Raw genomic sequence first — 13,151 nt, 5'->3', positions numbered from 1 at the left:
GGCGCAGCGCCGGGGCGGGTGTGCGGGCGTCGGCGGCGTCGTCCAGGACCAGCGGGTCGTGTCCGGCCGCCGCGGCGGCGGCCAGCGAGGCCGCGACCAGGCCGGCGGTGGCCAGCCGCCCGCGGCAGAAGTCCTCCAGGGTCGCGGCGTCGCGGACGCGTCCGGCGGTGACGGCGGCCTCGGCGCCTCCGGAGTGCGCGTGGCCTCCGGAGGGGAAACGTCCGTCACCGAGGATCAGAAGCGACACCGGGCTCAACGTGGCTCCAAGGGGTGGGGACCGGTCAGAACAGGAAGTACCGCTGGGCCATGGGCAGTTCGGTCCGGTAGGCCGGCGTGACCGCGTCCTCGCCGACCTCCACGTTGACGTCCCGGCTCCGGTCGTCCTGCTCGGCCGCTCCCCCGCTGCCGTCGATCACCACGGTGAAGCTGTCGGGGTCGACCTCGATGCGCGGGAGGGCGTCGTTCTCGCGCATGTCGGCCTTGGTCAGCCCCCGGGTGCCGGTGATGGTCTCGAAGGGCTTGCGGAGGCCGGGCACGCCTCCGGCGAACCGTTCGGTGACGAAGGTGACCGAGTTGCCGCCCGGGGCCTGCCCGAGGGCGCCGAACATGCGGCGGGGAAGCACCGGCTGCGGGGTCGGGACGGCGGCGTTGGCGTCCCCGACCTGCGCGCAGGCGATCTGCCCGCCCTTGATCACCAGGTAGGGCTTGACGCCGAAGAACGCCGGCTCCCACAGGACCAGGTCGGCGAGCTTGCCGGTCTCCACCGAGCCGACCCGGTGGGCGATGCCCTGGGCGACGGCGGGGTTGATGGTGTACTTGGCGACGTAGCGGCGGGCCCGCAGGTTGTCTGCGGCCCCGTCGCCGTCCAGCGGGCCACGCTGCCGCTTCATCACGTGCGCGGTCTGCCAGGTCCGCAGGACCATCTCGCCGATGCGCCCCATCGCCTGGGCGTCGGAGGACATGATGGAGATGGCGCCCATGTCGTGCAGGACGTCCTCGGCCGCCATCGTCGACGGCCGGATCCGCGACTCGGCGAAGGCCAGGTCCTCCGTGACCTTCGGGTTGAGGTGATGGCAGACCATCAGCATGTCGATGTGCTCGGTGACGGTGTTGACCGTCAGCGGCCGGGTGGGGTTGGTGGACGCGGGCAGCACGTTGCGCCGGGACGCCATCTCGATCATGTCCGGGGCGTGTCCGCCGCCCGCTCCCTCCACGTGGAAGGCGTGGATGCAGCGGCCCGCGATGGCCTCCAGCGTGCTCTCCAGGGAACCGGCCTCGTTGAGGGTGTCGGCGTGGATGGCCAGCTGCGCGCCCGACTCCTCGCAGACCCGCAGGCAGGCGTCGATGACGGCGGGGGTGGCGCCCCAGTCCTCGTGCACCTTGAACCCGATGACCCCCGCGCCGAGCTGGTCCCGCATGGAGTCCGCGGACATCGTCGCGCCCTGGCCGAGCAGCCCGATGTTGACGGCCGAGCCGTCCAGCGCCTCCAGCAGGGAGGTGATGTGCCAGGAGCCCGACGTGACGGTGGTGGCCTTGCTCCCCTCGGCGGGCCCCGTACCGCCGCCGATGAGCGTCGTCACGCCCGAGCCGAGCGCCTCGTCGAGCTGCTCGGGGCAGATGAAGTGGACGTGGGTGTCCACGCCGCCCGCGGTGAGGATCTTGCCGTTGCCGGCGATGATCTCGGTCTCCGGGCCGATCACGATGTCGGTGGCGACCGCGTGGCCGTCGTGGCGCCGGTTCATGGTCTCGGGGTTGTACGCCTTGCCCAGGGCGACGATGTCACCGTCGCGCAGCGCGACGTCCGCCTTGACGACGCCCCAGTGGTCCAGGACCACCGCCCCGGTGATCACCGTGTCGGGGGCGCCCTCGGCGCGCGACACCCGGGACTGGCCCATCGACTCGCGGATCACCTTGCCGCCGCCGAACACCACCTCGTCACCGCTGTGCCCCGGGCCGCCCGCCCAGTCCTCGTCGATCTCGATCCACAGGTCGGTGTCGGCGAGCCGGATCCGGTCGCCCGCGGTGGGCCCGTACAGGTCGGCGTACTCCGCGCGCTCCAGCCGGGGACGGCACACCTCGGGCTCAGTCACGCAGCTCGCCTCCGACCATCCCGCGAAGCCCCATGACCTTGCGCTCTCCCTGCAGCGGAACCAGATCGACCTCGACCCGGCAGGCGGTCTCGAAGCGCCGCGACTTGCCCGCGGGTATGTTCAGGCGCTTGCCGTACGCGCACTCCCGGTCGGGTTCCGCCTCCGCCGCCACCGGTACCGGCCGGATCTCCAGCGCCGGGTTCACCTCGTAGAAGTGGTAGTGCGAGCCGACCTGCACCGCGCGGTCGCCGGAGTTGCGGACCTCCACCCTCGTCACCGGCAGCCCGTCGTTGATCCCCACAGGCTCCGCCTGCTCGGGGTGCGCGACCTGCCCGGGCGCGGTGACGTCGGGCCGCGCCGGGATGGGGTCGGTGATGGTCACCAGCTTCGTGCCGTCCGGGAAGGTCGCCTCCACCTGGATCATCTCGATCATCTCGGGCACGCCCTGCATCACCTCGCGGCGCGTGAGCACGCCCCGCCCCGAGGCCATCAGTTCGCGGACGGTCCTGCCGTCCCTGGCCCCTTCGAGCACGTGCGCGGTCAGCAGCGCCACCGTTTCGGGATAGTTCAGCCGGAGCCCACGAGCCCGGCGCCCGGCCGCCACGCCGGCGGCCACATGGATCATCAGGCGCTCCTGCTCGTGCGGGGTCAGATGCACAGCTTCCTCCTCAAGGTCGTCCGGGCTCCCCGCGACCGCGCCGCCAAACGGCGCGGCTCACAGACGGCGGGAAGACGGCCGAGCGCTTCCGGGGTCGCACCGCCGGACGCGGCGCCTCTCCGGAGTTGAAGTGTCACTTAGGGTGATTTGGTCCGGAAGGGTTCGCTCGGCCACTCTGGACTCACCGTCCCGAGAGGCAACATTGGCCGGCGGCACATGCCGAGGGCGCGATCGGGCTTCTGGACCGGCCGAGGCGCGCAGCGGATCCTCCTCCGCAATATCCGTGGACCTTCCGGATCGCCTGCCACATGTGGACATCGGTCTGTCTGCGGTATCCGACAGGCCGAAACTCCTTCGACGCCTCCGTCAGCAGGGCGCCGTCATTTCGAAGGCGAGGAGAAATTTCGAGGGTCACTATTTGCCTCGGAACGTTCCACTAACAGGCCGATCAGAGGCGGATCGCAAGCCGCCCTCCGGCCGCACCGTCGCGCCACCGCGCGCATTCTCGCAGGTCATCTGTCCGACACCCGCCAAAACAGCAGGTCACAGACGAGTTTGCCTACCACGGACGATTACCGGGTCCGCCGCGAATCGAAAAGCAGGGCGCCCCTGCTCCGGAAGGCCGTCGGCGGCAGATCCCGTGCAGTGCAAAGGCGTTAGACAAACCACCTCTATCTGGATCATGATGATCATGTGCCGTGACCACTCGGGTCCACGGCGGAAAGGCCCGGCTGATCAACAGCTGGGCAAAGCCAACTCACACCGGGAGGCAACCCTATGCAGCGCATGGACAGCGCAAGGGTCGCTCCGCATGACAACGGCGGCGCCAGGCCGCTCACCACTCACGCCGATCCGGCGGAGACCGACTTCACTGACGCCAGCTCTCCCCTCGCCATGGTGCGGGAGCGGTTGCGTCACGTCTTCTGGATCGGCGGCGGCAGCGGCGGTGGGAAGACGACCACCGCCCGGCGCCTCGCCGACCAGGGTGAGGTGTACCTGTACGACACGGACGCGACCATGCCCGCCCACGCCCGTCGCATGCCCGTGGAGCAGGCCCCCTACCTGCGGGGCTTCGCTGCCATGAGCATGGACCAGCGGTGGGTGACCAGGACCCCTCAGGCGATGCTCGACACCTTCCACTGGTACCAGGGGGAGGGGTTCGACGAGATCGTCAAGGATCTCCTGGAACTTCCCGACGACCGGCCAGTGATCGCCGAGGGCTTCCGGCTGCTGCCGGACCTCGTCCTGCCACTGCTGGCAAGGAAGGACCAGGCGGTGTGGCTGCTGCCCACGCCAGAGTTCCGCACGTCGGTGTTCGAGCACCGCGGCGGCCTGGAGTGGGGATTCATCGCCAAGACCAGTGACCCGGCGCAGGCGCTGGTGAAGCTCCTCCAGCGCGACGCGATGTTCACCCAACGGATCGCCGACCAGGTCGAGCATCTGGGCCTGCACGGGCTCCAGGTGGACTCCACGGTCACCGAGGAGAAGCTGGCGCGGCAAGTCTCCGCGTTGTTCGGCCTCAACTGAGAGGCCGAGCGCCGCGAGGACAAGGTGTTTCGTGACGCCTGAAGCACAGGCGGTCGGGCGGCTCGACGCCGCCCGACCGAACCGCAGGACTCCACCGGTCGAACCACGGCCGGCGGGGTGCTGTCCGGGCGGCGCGTCCACGGACGCGCCGTCCAACACGCAGGGCCCGGCACCCACTGCCGGGCCCTGTTCCCTCCCACCGCTGATGGCGGCTCAGAGGCCGTCACACAGGCTCGGTCACCACCCTGAACGCCGCTTGATCTCCGCAATCAGACCAGCGAACTGGGCTGCGGTCATAGACACGTGACCGCCGTCCGGGTCCTTCGAGTCACGCACGCCGATCTTCGCCTGATTCACGAGCCGCCCCAGCTCAACACAGTGCTGATCATTGGCTCCACCACTGTGAGAACTCTTGCGCCACTTCGTCATCATGGCAACTGCTCCATGTACCGGTAGATGATCTCGCGGGACGCTGCCTCGGACGCCGCCTTAGCGCCGATACGATCGAACATAACCGACAGTTCACGAACCTCGCCAGGTGTTTCGATCAGGCGACCGCCGTTCTGAGCGCCCGAATAGGCGATGTCACGACTCTCCAGGCTAAGGACTTGCAGCGACCCGTCCACCCCTACGTGTGCCCCTGAGCCGAAGGGGATGATACGGATGCTGACCTGAGGTAGTTCAGCCATAGCGAGCAGGTGCTCCAGCTGAGCTCTCATGACCTCCGGGCCGCCAACCTCGCGCGCCAGCACGCTCTCATCGATCGTGGCCCACATCTCGACGGCGCTCCCCCTGCTGAAGAAGGATTTCTTTCGGGCGACGCGCTCGGCCATCTCCGAGTCAAAGTCCTTCCGATTGCCCACCTGGACGTAGGCCCAGGTGTATTCGTCGGTCTGGAGCGCGAGCGGGATGACCTGACCGTGGTAGGTCTTGATCAGGTGCGCCTCCTGCTCGTACTTGACGAGCTGCCGTCCCCAGTTGGGGTCGTGGGCCATTCTGGCGAACCAGAGCAGGAGTTGAAATAACATCCCGGTGCCGAAGTGCCGGTCCAACGCTCGCATGTGGTCATCATGGGGACGCCGCCGCCCCGCCTCGAAGTTGGATACAGAGCCCCGGGTCACTCCCATGATCTCTCCGCACTGGGTGAGCGACAGTCCCATCTTCTCGCGCCAGAATCGCAGGTAGAACGCGAGAAAGTACCACATCGAGATCTTGGGATCGAGGGGTTCGCGAACGATCGGCACTGCATCCTCCCTGTATTCAGATACGGCGGCTACAAGCCGAACATAGAACCTCGCCGTGACCCTTGTCACATGAAATCCGAAACTCGGACGAGGGTGAGGCGGGCATGACGACGGCGACCGGGGATCTGATCATTTCCTTGGCGGGATCGGCGGCGGCGGTGGGGCTGGCGCGGACGCTGGCGGAGGCACGCTTTCACAAATGGGGCTATTCGCATGTTCTCGACGACGCATTGCTGATCGTCTCCGAACTCGTCACGAACGCGGTGGACCGGACGCCGCACGCGGAGCTGCGGCTCCAGGTCAGCAGGGACGCGCACGGGGTCATCGTCGCCGTGTGGGACGGAGCCTCCGACCTCCCCGAAGCCCGGCCGAAGGCCGAGCTCACCCTCGACGGCCTCGACCTGTCCGAGGAGGCGTTCGACGACAACGGCGGGTGGGGGCTGCACATCGTCCAAGCCCTGTCCGCCGCGTGCGGGGCGATGCGCGACCCCTGCGGCGGCAAGTGGGTCTGGGCCCGAATCATCCCCTAGGAGTAACTGGCACGAAATCTCGATAAATGCGCATTTCAACCCCCGCCCACGGGGCGGAAACGGCGGGTTGCGTTCATGGAGGTGTTCGGGTGATGCTGTTCCGAAACCCCGCCACGACCGTGTTCGGGTGGGTTCATGAAAGTGATCAGTACCGCGGAAGTGCCCGTGGCGGAGCGATTCGCTTTCTGGCACGAGGTCACCTCGAAAGTCTGGGGCCCCTGCGAACTGCACTGCGAACCGCACCTGGAGAGCCGTTTCCAGGCCCGTCTCTGCATCAGTGAATTCGGGCCCGTGCAGGCGTCCTTGATGACCGCCACGCCGTACTCGGTGGAGCGCACCCCCAAGCTGATCCGTCAGTCCGATCCCGGGGCCTTCATTTTGGTGTGCACCGTGCGCGGGCACGGCGTGATGGCGCAAGACGGTCGGCGGGCGGAGTTCGGTCCCGGGGACCTGGTGCTGGCCGACACCTCGCGGCCCTACCGGGCGGAGTTATCGCCGGACGTTCCCCGCGGGCAGGTGCTGGTCCTGTGCCTTCCTCGCTCGCTGCTGCCGTTCCCGCATCGGGATCTGCGGCGGCTGGCCGGAGTCCGACTCCGGAGGGATCAGGGTGTGGGGGCGCTGTCGTCGCAGTTCCTGCTGCAACTGGCCCGGCACATGCATGAACTCGGGCCGTCCGACACCGCCCGGCTGTCCACCCTCACGCTGGACGTCTTCACCGCGGCGCTCGCCACCGCGTTGGACGCCCCGGACGTGGTGCCGCCCCAGGCGAGGCGGCATGTGCTGATGGCCCAGATCTTCAGCTTCATCCGCCGGAACCTGGCCGACCCGCACCTGACTCCGGACGCGATCGCCACGGCTCATCACATCTCGCTGCGCTACCTCCACAAGCTCTTCCATGAGGAGGGGCACACCGTCGCCGGCTGGATCCGCGAGCGCCGCCTGGAGCGCTGCCTGCGCGACCTCGCCGATCCCCGGCTGGCCGACCGTCCGATCAACGCGATCGCGGCCCGGTGGGGATTCGGCAGCGCCGCGCACTTCAGCCAGGTGTTCCGCGGAACCTACGGCCTCTCCCCCGGCCAGTTCCGCCGGCAGTGCGCTCAGGCGACAGGCGAGTGCGCGCACACGTAACGACAGGCCAGGTCAGCGGCCTGCACCCTCATTCGTGAACCCACGCGAGGCCCGGACGCTCCCTGCAAGATCCGACCTCCCCGCTCCGCATCGCTCCTGCAAGAGGCACGACCTCGCGGCACACGAGAAAGGTTGTCCTCTGATGGCACCACGAACACTGCGCAAGGCGCTCGGGCTGGTGATCTGCCTGACGGTGCTCCTCGCCGGCAGCGGCGCCGCCTACGCCGCCGGTCCCGGCGGCGGGTCCGTCCGGGCCGACGGCAAGCGGGCCGCTCCCGCTGCGGCGCCGGTCCAGCAGGACCACGGCAACGACAACGCGTCGGTCGTCGGCGTCCCGTACTGCGCCAACATCTACGTGAGCGCCGACTGCTGGACGTGGATCAACACGACCAGCGGCACGCCGTGCCCGACCGGCCACTTCTGCCTCTACACCAACGTTCTGGCCGCCGAGGGAGGCAAGGTCTTCTCCCTCTTCCACTGCCGTCGCGGCGGAGCGGACTGGGCGCTGCGGGCGTGGAACGGCACCGGCCTCTACGACAACTCCAACACCGGCGGAGCGCACGCCTTCATCAAGGGCATCGCGCACAACGTGCTCGTCAACGTCCCACCGGACACCGACGGCACGTACGACTTCAGGCCGGCGTACTACGTCCAGGCCTGCTGACCTGACGGCCTCGGACCTCCGGTCTCCCTGACAAGACCGGCACCGAGACGTCGCCTCCGCGTCCCGCCGCCTCCAGCGGCGGGACGCCGCCGCAGGTCCGCGAACTCCGCCTGGAGCGGTACCGGCGTGGGCCCGGGCGTCAGTTCTCGGTGTCCTTCGGGTGGCGGGGTGACGCGTAGACCACCCAAACGATGCCCGCTCGTGCCGAAGCGTAAGTCCCACTCGTCGGCGGCGGGCGGGACGGTGACCCTGTCCCCTCGTTTGGGGCTCATGGGATGACTTCCACCGGACCGAAGTCACCGCTGGTGGGCCGCACCGCTTCCTCGTGCTGCTCGGGGTCCGCCTTGATGCGCGCGGTGGCACGCCACCCGGCGACCACCTCGTTGAGGGACGTGTCGAGGTCGAGCTCCGCCGCGTCCGAGAGGGCCTCGACGAGCTCCACGGTGAAGGCGCGGACCTCCTCGGTGCTGAGGTGACGCACCCACGGGAACACGTCCGGCATGGCGAGCAGAAGCTCGCGGGCCCCCGGATCGTGCTTCATGAGCGCGATGAAGATCCGTGACGCGGTGGCCAGCGTCTCGTCCCGCCGCTCTTCGCGGTCGGCGGCCGTGAGGTAGAAGTCCGGCGCGTCGCGATGGGTGACGCGCACCCGCCCCAGCCTGGAGGCCCGCTCCGCGACGGCCCGCGGGTTGCGGGACAGGTCGGAGAAGGTGACCGAGTCCGGACGGGTCCTGGTGCTCATGGCTCCACGTTATCAGATCGTATTCTGAATTCGCCTCCGCGCCCGCGATGACGTGGGCTCAGGGGTCGAGGGAGTCGACTTCGGCGGAGGTGGCGCCGCCGGAGAGTCGCGGGTAGCCGGGGCCTCGGTCGAAGAACGGGACGGGGCCGCGTTCCGCGCGGAGGCGCGCTCGGAGGGTCTCGGTCGCCTCGGCGTCCACGGCGCCGCCGGTGAGGACGACGCCGTAGTCGTCGCGGGCGCCGGCCGGGGAGACCTTGCCGTCGCGGACGTCGGCGGCGACGCGGGACGGGTCGCGGTTCAGGGGGTCGCCCCAGCCGCCCCCGCCGGTGGTGCGGATGCGGATGACCTGCCCGGCGCGGACGGGACGGTCGTCGACGAGGCCGTCCATCTCCTCGCCGTCGATGTCGACGCGGAACGGGCGCCCCGCGCGTCCGCCGTTGACGCCCCAGCACGACAGGATGGAGCGGTCGGCGATCGACATGTAGTGGGCGTCGCGGAGCATCCGGATGTGCTTGTCGTAGCCGAGGCCGCCGCGGTGCTCCCCCGGCCCGCCCGAGTCGACGGCGAGGCCGAGGCGCTCGACGACGAACGGCCAGCGGGCCTCGGCGAACTCGGCGGGGATGTTGCGGGAGTCGGGCACGACGTGGATGGTGTCCTCGCCGTCGGCGTAGGAGCGGCCGCCGGAGCCGCCGCCGAGCACCTCCCGCATCAGGTAGGGGCCCCGGTCGTCCTCGCCGTAGACGCCGGTGTAGCGGATCGTCTCCTGGTCGGCGGGCATCCGGCCGCCCGTCGCCTTGGCCAGCACGCCCGCGAGGACGCCGAGGAGCCGCAGGATGACGAACGTGCGGGCGTTGGTCGGGGCGGGGAACACGGGTGTGAGCAGGGTGCCCTTCTCCGGGAACCGCATCTCGATGAGCGGCACCACGCCCTCGTTGACGTCGAGCTCGGCGGCCCGCTCCGGGGTGTCGGCGAGGTTGCGCAGGACGGGCGCCAGCCACTTCTTCAGGAACACGCCGCCCGAGTAGTCACCGGCGTGGTTGATGGGCCCCTTGGCCTGCGGGGACGTCCCGGTGAAGTCGATGACGAGCGGGACGGCGGCCGCCTTGTCGACCGTCAGCGTGATGCGCTGGGCGTGCAGGCGGGGCGGGTCGACGCCGTCGTGCTCGGCGTAGTCCTCCCACACGAACGTCCCGTCCGGGATCTTGGTGAGCAGCTCGCGGCGGAACGTCTCGGTGGTCCGGTCGATGATCGCGTCGAAGCAGGCCTCGACGTCGGCGCGGCCGTAGCGGGCGAACAGCTCGCCGAGGCGCCGGGCGCCCATCAGGCAGGCCGAGCACTCGGCGTCCAGGTCGCCGGCGAGCGAGTCGGGCATCCGCGAGTTGCGGGTCATGATGGTCAGCGCCGCCCGGTTCGGCACGCCCCGGTCCCACAGCTTGATCGGCGGGACCATCAGGCCCTCCTCGAACGCGCTGCGGGCGTGGCTCGGCATCGACCCGGGGACGGCGCCGCCGATGTCGTCGTGGTGGCCGAACGCCTGGACGAACGCGACCACCTCGTCGCCGTGGAACACCGGGACCGTCACGCACAGGTCGGGCAGGTGCCCGATGCCGCCCTCGGACAGGTAGACGTCGTTGTGGAAGAAGACGTCGCCGGGCCGCATCTCGTCCGGCGGGAAGTCGCGGGCGACCGGCTGGACGAGCGCCGAGTAGGACCGTCCGGTCAGCTTGCGCAGGCGGCGGTCGTGGATCCCGGCGCGGAAGTCGTGCGCGTCGCGGATCATCGGGGAGCGGGCGGTGCGGGCGATGGCCGTCTCGACCTCGCGCTCCACCGAGGCGAGCGTCCCCTCGACGATCTCCAGCAGGATCGGGTCGGGCGCGGGGCCGGTCATCGGGTCACCACCAGGTTGCCGTGGCCGTCGAGGGCCGCCGTGAAGCCGGGATGCAGCGGGAGCGTCGAGCCGAACTCCTCGATGACGGCCGGGCCCTCGACGGTGTCGCCGGGCGCGAGTTTCTCGCGCCGGTAGACGGCCGCCTCCTCCCACGCGTCGAAGTGGACGGCCCGGGTGCCGGTGCGGGCCCGCGACGGGTCGCCGTCGCCGGGCGGACGCTCGGCCGGGCGCGGCCGTTCGATGGGGCCGATGCCGGAGACCCGCAGGTTGACCCATTCGACGGGATGGCGCGGGTCGTCCCGGTAGCAGTACCCGTAGAGGGCCTCGTGCGCGTCGTGGAAGCGGCGGACGACCTCGGCGCGCAGCCCCTCGTCCGGCGGCCCGGCGGGGGCGGCGACCCGCACCTCGAACGCCTGGCCGTAGTAGCGCAGGTCGGCGGAGCGGGCGAAGCGGCGGCGGTCCTCGGGGAACCCCTCGCGCGCCAGGGCCTCGGCGGCCTCGGATTCGAGGTCGGCGTAGACGCCGGCGAGGAGCGCGGGGTCGAGCTCGGCGTCGCGGACGACGCGGGTCCGGACGTAGTCGTTCTTCACGTCCACGGTGAGCAGCCCGAAGGCCGACAGGTTGCCGGGGTTCTCCGGGACGACCGCGGCGGGCAGGCCGAGGACGTCCAGCAGCCGGCACGCCAGCAGGGGCCCGGAGCCGCCGAACGCGACGAGCGGGTAGTCGCGCACGTCCAGGCCGCGCTTCACGGTGATCTGCCGGATGGCGTTGGCCTGGTTCCACGCGGAGATCTCCAGGATCCCGGCCGCGGCCCGCTCCACGGAGAGGCCGAGGTCCGCGGCGAGGGCCTCCAGGCCCCGGCGGGCGGCGTCCACGTCCAGGGGCACCTCGCCGCCCAGCAGGTGCGGCGGGATGCGGCCGAGGACGGCGTGCGCGTCGGTCACCGTGACCTCGGCGCCGCCGCGCCCGTAGCACAGCGGCCCGGGATCGGCCCCGGCGCTGCGCGGCCCGACCTTCAGCGCGCCGTCGGGCGAGCGCCACGCGACCGACCCGCCGCCCGCCCCGACGGTCACGATGTCGATCATCGGGATCTTGACGGGGTGGCGGCCGATGGACCCCTCGGTGGTGAGGGTGGGCTCGCCGTCCAGGACGACCGCGACGTCGGTGGACGTCCCGCCGCCGTCCAGCGTCACCACCGAGCCGCGGCCGCTGCGCGCGACCACGAACGCCGCGCCGAGCGCCCCGGCCGCCGGGCCGGACAGCACGGTCGTGATCGGCTGCCGCGCCACCTCCTCCGCCGACAGGACGCCGCCGTTGCTCTTCATCACCAGCAGCCGGGCCGCGACGCGCTCGGCGATCCGCGCGAGGTAGCCGTTCATCGCGGGCTTGACGGCGGCGTCGACGAGCGTCGTCACCGACCGCTCGTACTCGCGGTACTCGCGCAGCACCTCGCACGACAGCGACACGACCGCGTCCGGGTGCTCCCGGGCCAGCACGTCCCGCATCGCCAGCTCGTGGGACGGGTCGGCGTAGGAGTGCAGGAAGCACACCCCGATCGCGAGGACGCCCTGGTCGCGGAACCAGCGGGCCGCCGCGACGGCCGACTCCTCGTCGAACGGGCGCAGCTCGGCGCCGGTGTGGTCGAGCCGCCCGCCGACCGCCCGCACCCGGTGCGCGGGGACGATCCGCGGCGGCTTCACCCAGAAGTAGCTGTTGCCGTAGCCGTCCGGGACGCTCTGCCTGGCGATCTCCAGGATCGACTCGAAGCCCTCGGTGGTGACGAGCCCGAGGTCGTCGATCCGGTCCTCCAGCAGGCGGTTCGTGGCGACCGTCGTGCCGTGCGACAGCGCCGCCACGTCCGCCGGCTCCGCGCCGGTCAGCCGCAGGATCTTCGCGACGCCGTCGGCGAACCCCTCGGCCGGGTCGGCGGGCGTCGAGGGCGTCTTGGTGGTGACGAGCGCCCCGTCGCCGTCCAGCGCGACGACGTCGGTGAACGTCCCGCCCGTGTCGATGCCGATCCTCAGCCGCCTCACCATGCACAGAGGTCTACCGGACGCCGGCCACCTGCGAAACCGTCGCAACCTGCCAACGGAGGCGTCGTTCTTTCGTGACCGGCGTGCGGATAGGCTGAGCAGCTCTGTCCTGTCCGCACATCTGACGACCGCTGGAGCCCGTTCATGGCGCTTGAACGCCCCGAGATCGACTTTCCCGAGGGCCAGCCGCCCGCGTACCTCGACATCACCGACATCACCGAGGGCGACGGCCCGGAGGCCGTCAAGGGCTCGCGTGTGTCGATGCACTACGTCGGCGTGTCGTGGTCGACCGGCGAGGAGTTCGACGCGTCGTGGAACCGCGGCGGCACGTTCGACTTCGAGCTCGGCTCCGGCCGCGTCATCAAGGGCTGGGACATGGGCATCGTCGGGATGAAGGTCGGCGGCCGGCGCAAGCTGGTCATCCCGCCGCACCTGGCCTACGGCGACCGCAGCCCGAGCCCCGCCATCAAGCCCGGCGAGACGCTCATCTTCGTCGTCGACCTGGTCGGCGTCGGCTAGCGGCTTCCGGCGGCGGGGGGGCCCCGGGGGAGCCCCCCCCCCGCCCCCCCCCGCCCCGGAAACGGGGGGGGGGGGCCCGGGGGGGCGGGCCCCAGGGTAAACCACCCCCCCCCCCCCCCCGGGGGCCC

13 protein-coding genes are annotated in these 13,151 nt (G+C 70.7%); 5 read left to right on the top strand and 8 right to left on the bottom strand.

The genetic code is table 11. The features are described from left to right. From ABWI04_RS34745 to ABWI04_RS34735, 3 genes are all read right to left on the bottom strand, one after another. Window positions 1-247 (bottom strand): urease accessory UreF family protein (locus tag ABWI04_RS34745; RefSeq protein ID WP_502913204.1); only part of this gene is annotated, 247 nt, incomplete at its 3' end. A 34-nt stretch (window positions 248-281) separates the two neighbouring features. After that, window positions 282-2,090: an urease subunit alpha gene (locus ABWI04_RS34740; RefSeq protein WP_345175573.1), complete on the bottom strand. Its 1,809-nt coding sequence runs from the start codon at window positions 2,088-2,090 to the stop codon at window positions 282-284. After that, the gene (locus tag ABWI04_RS34735) at window positions 2,083-2,748 is read right to left on the bottom strand and encodes an urease subunit gamma (RefSeq protein WP_353835064.1); all 666 of its coding nucleotides are present in this window, start codon (window positions 2,746-2,748) and stop codon (window positions 2,083-2,085) included. The genes ABWI04_RS34740 and ABWI04_RS34735 overlap by 8 nt, the downstream gene beginning before the upstream one ends. Before the next feature lie 786 nt (window positions 2,749-3,534). On the opposite strand from ABWI04_RS34735, the gene ABWI04_RS34730 reads away from it, so the two are divergent. Next, a complete protein-coding gene (locus ABWI04_RS34730; RefSeq protein ID WP_353835063.1) occupies window positions 3,535-4,275 on the top strand; it encodes a hypothetical protein in 741 nt (246 codons plus the stop codon). Between the two features lie 237 nt (window positions 4,276-4,512). Here ABWI04_RS34730 and ABWI04_RS34725 read toward each other — a convergent pair whose 3' ends face one another. Both ABWI04_RS34725 and ABWI04_RS34720 read right to left on the bottom strand, forming a co-directional pair. Further along, on the bottom strand, window positions 4,513-4,707 hold the full coding sequence (locus ABWI04_RS34725; protein WP_353835062.1) for a DUF397 domain-containing protein: 195 nt from the start codon (window positions 4,705-4,707) through the stop codon (window positions 4,513-4,515). After that, the gene (locus tag ABWI04_RS34720) at window positions 4,704-5,588 is read right to left on the bottom strand and encodes a helix-turn-helix domain-containing protein (protein WP_353835061.1); all 885 of its coding nucleotides are present in this window, start codon (window positions 5,586-5,588) and stop codon (window positions 4,704-4,706) included. Before ABWI04_RS34720 ends, ABWI04_RS34725 begins: the two co-directional genes overlap by 4 nt. 35 nt (window positions 5,589-5,623) lie before the next feature. Between ABWI04_RS34720 and ABWI04_RS34715 the strand changes: the two genes are divergently transcribed. The 3 genes from ABWI04_RS34715 (at window position 5,624) to ABWI04_RS34705 (ending at window position 7,841) form a co-directional block, all read left to right on the top strand. Then, on the top strand, window positions 5,624-6,049 hold the full coding sequence (locus tag ABWI04_RS34715; protein WP_353835060.1) for an ATP-binding protein: 426 nt from the start codon (window positions 5,624-5,626) through the stop codon (window positions 6,047-6,049). Window positions 6,050-6,208: 159 nt separating this feature from the next. Next, window positions 6,209-7,177: an AraC-like ligand-binding domain-containing protein gene (locus tag ABWI04_RS34710; RefSeq protein WP_353835059.1), complete on the top strand. Its 969-nt coding sequence runs from the start codon at window positions 6,209-6,211 to the stop codon at window positions 7,175-7,177. A gap of 142 nt (window positions 7,178-7,319) precedes the next feature. Next, window positions 7,320-7,841 carry a hypothetical protein gene (locus tag ABWI04_RS34705; RefSeq protein WP_353835058.1) on the top strand — a complete coding sequence of 174 codons (522 nt, stop codon included), beginning with the start codon at window positions 7,320-7,322 and terminating at the stop codon, window positions 7,839-7,841. 268 nt (window positions 7,842-8,109) lie between these two features. Here the strand turns inward: ABWI04_RS34705 and ABWI04_RS34700 are convergent, their stop codons facing one another. From ABWI04_RS34700 to ABWI04_RS34690, 3 genes are read right to left on the bottom strand one after another with little or no spacing between them, the layout of a single operon-like run. Continuing rightward, window positions 8,110-8,583 carry a DUF6247 family protein gene (locus ABWI04_RS34700; RefSeq protein ID WP_353835057.1) on the bottom strand — a complete coding sequence of 158 codons (474 nt, stop codon included), beginning with the start codon at window positions 8,581-8,583 and terminating at the stop codon, window positions 8,110-8,112. 58 nt (window positions 8,584-8,641) lie between these two features. Beyond that, entirely contained in the window at window positions 8,642-10,471 is a 1,830-nt protein-coding gene (locus tag ABWI04_RS34695) for a hydantoinase B/oxoprolinase family protein (protein ID WP_345175590.1), read from the bottom strand. Continuing rightward, window positions 10,468-12,507: a hydantoinase/oxoprolinase family protein gene (locus ABWI04_RS34690; protein WP_353835056.1), complete on the bottom strand. Its 2,040-nt coding sequence runs from the start codon at window positions 12,505-12,507 to the stop codon at window positions 10,468-10,470. The genes ABWI04_RS34695 and ABWI04_RS34690 overlap by 4 nt, the downstream gene beginning before the upstream one ends. A 141-nt stretch (window positions 12,508-12,648) precedes the next feature. Here ABWI04_RS34690 and ABWI04_RS34685 point away from each other — a divergent pair, with 141 nt between their 5' ends. Then, window positions 12,649-13,023, top strand: a complete 375-nt coding sequence (locus ABWI04_RS34685; RefSeq protein ID WP_353835055.1) for an FKBP-type peptidyl-prolyl cis-trans isomerase — start codon at window positions 12,649-12,651, stop codon at window positions 13,021-13,023. Window positions 13,024-13,151 lie beyond the last annotated feature (128 nt).

This window comes from Actinomadura sp. NPDC000929 (genome assembly GCF_040492065.1).
GTDB lineage: Bacteria > Actinomycetota > Actinomycetes > Streptosporangiales > Streptosporangiaceae > Spirillospora > Spirillospora verrucosospora.
This window is presented reverse-complemented; position numbering and strand designations above follow the sequence as displayed.

Coding starts and splice junctions, on each gene's coding strand:
- ABWI04_RS34730 (WP_353835063.1), top strand. CDS start 3,535: ATGGACAGCGCAAGGGTCGCTCCGCATGACAACGGCGGCGCCAGGCCG.
- ABWI04_RS34725 (WP_353835062.1), bottom strand. CDS start 4,707: ATGATGACGAAGTGGCGCAAGAGTTCTCACAGTGGTGGAGCCAATGAT.
- ABWI04_RS34715 (WP_353835060.1), top strand. CDS start 5,624: ATGACGACGGCGACCGGGGATCTGATCATTTCCTTGGCGGGATCGGCG.
- ABWI04_RS34705 (WP_353835058.1), top strand. CDS start 7,320: ATGGCACCACGAACACTGCGCAAGGCGCTCGGGCTGGTGATCTGCCTG.
- ABWI04_RS34700 (WP_353835057.1), bottom strand. CDS start 8,583: ATGAGCACCAGGACCCGTCCGGACTCGGTCACCTTCTCCGACCTGTCC.
- ABWI04_RS34695 (WP_345175590.1), bottom strand. CDS start 10,471: ATGACCGGCCCCGCGCCCGACCCGATCCTGCTGGAGATCGTCGAGGGG.
- ABWI04_RS34690 (WP_353835056.1), bottom strand. CDS start 12,507: ATGGTGAGGCGGCTGAGGATCGGCATCGACACGGGCGGGACGTTCACC.
- ABWI04_RS34685 (WP_353835055.1), top strand. CDS start 12,649: ATGGCGCTTGAACGCCCCGAGATCGACTTTCCCGAGGGCCAGCCGCCC.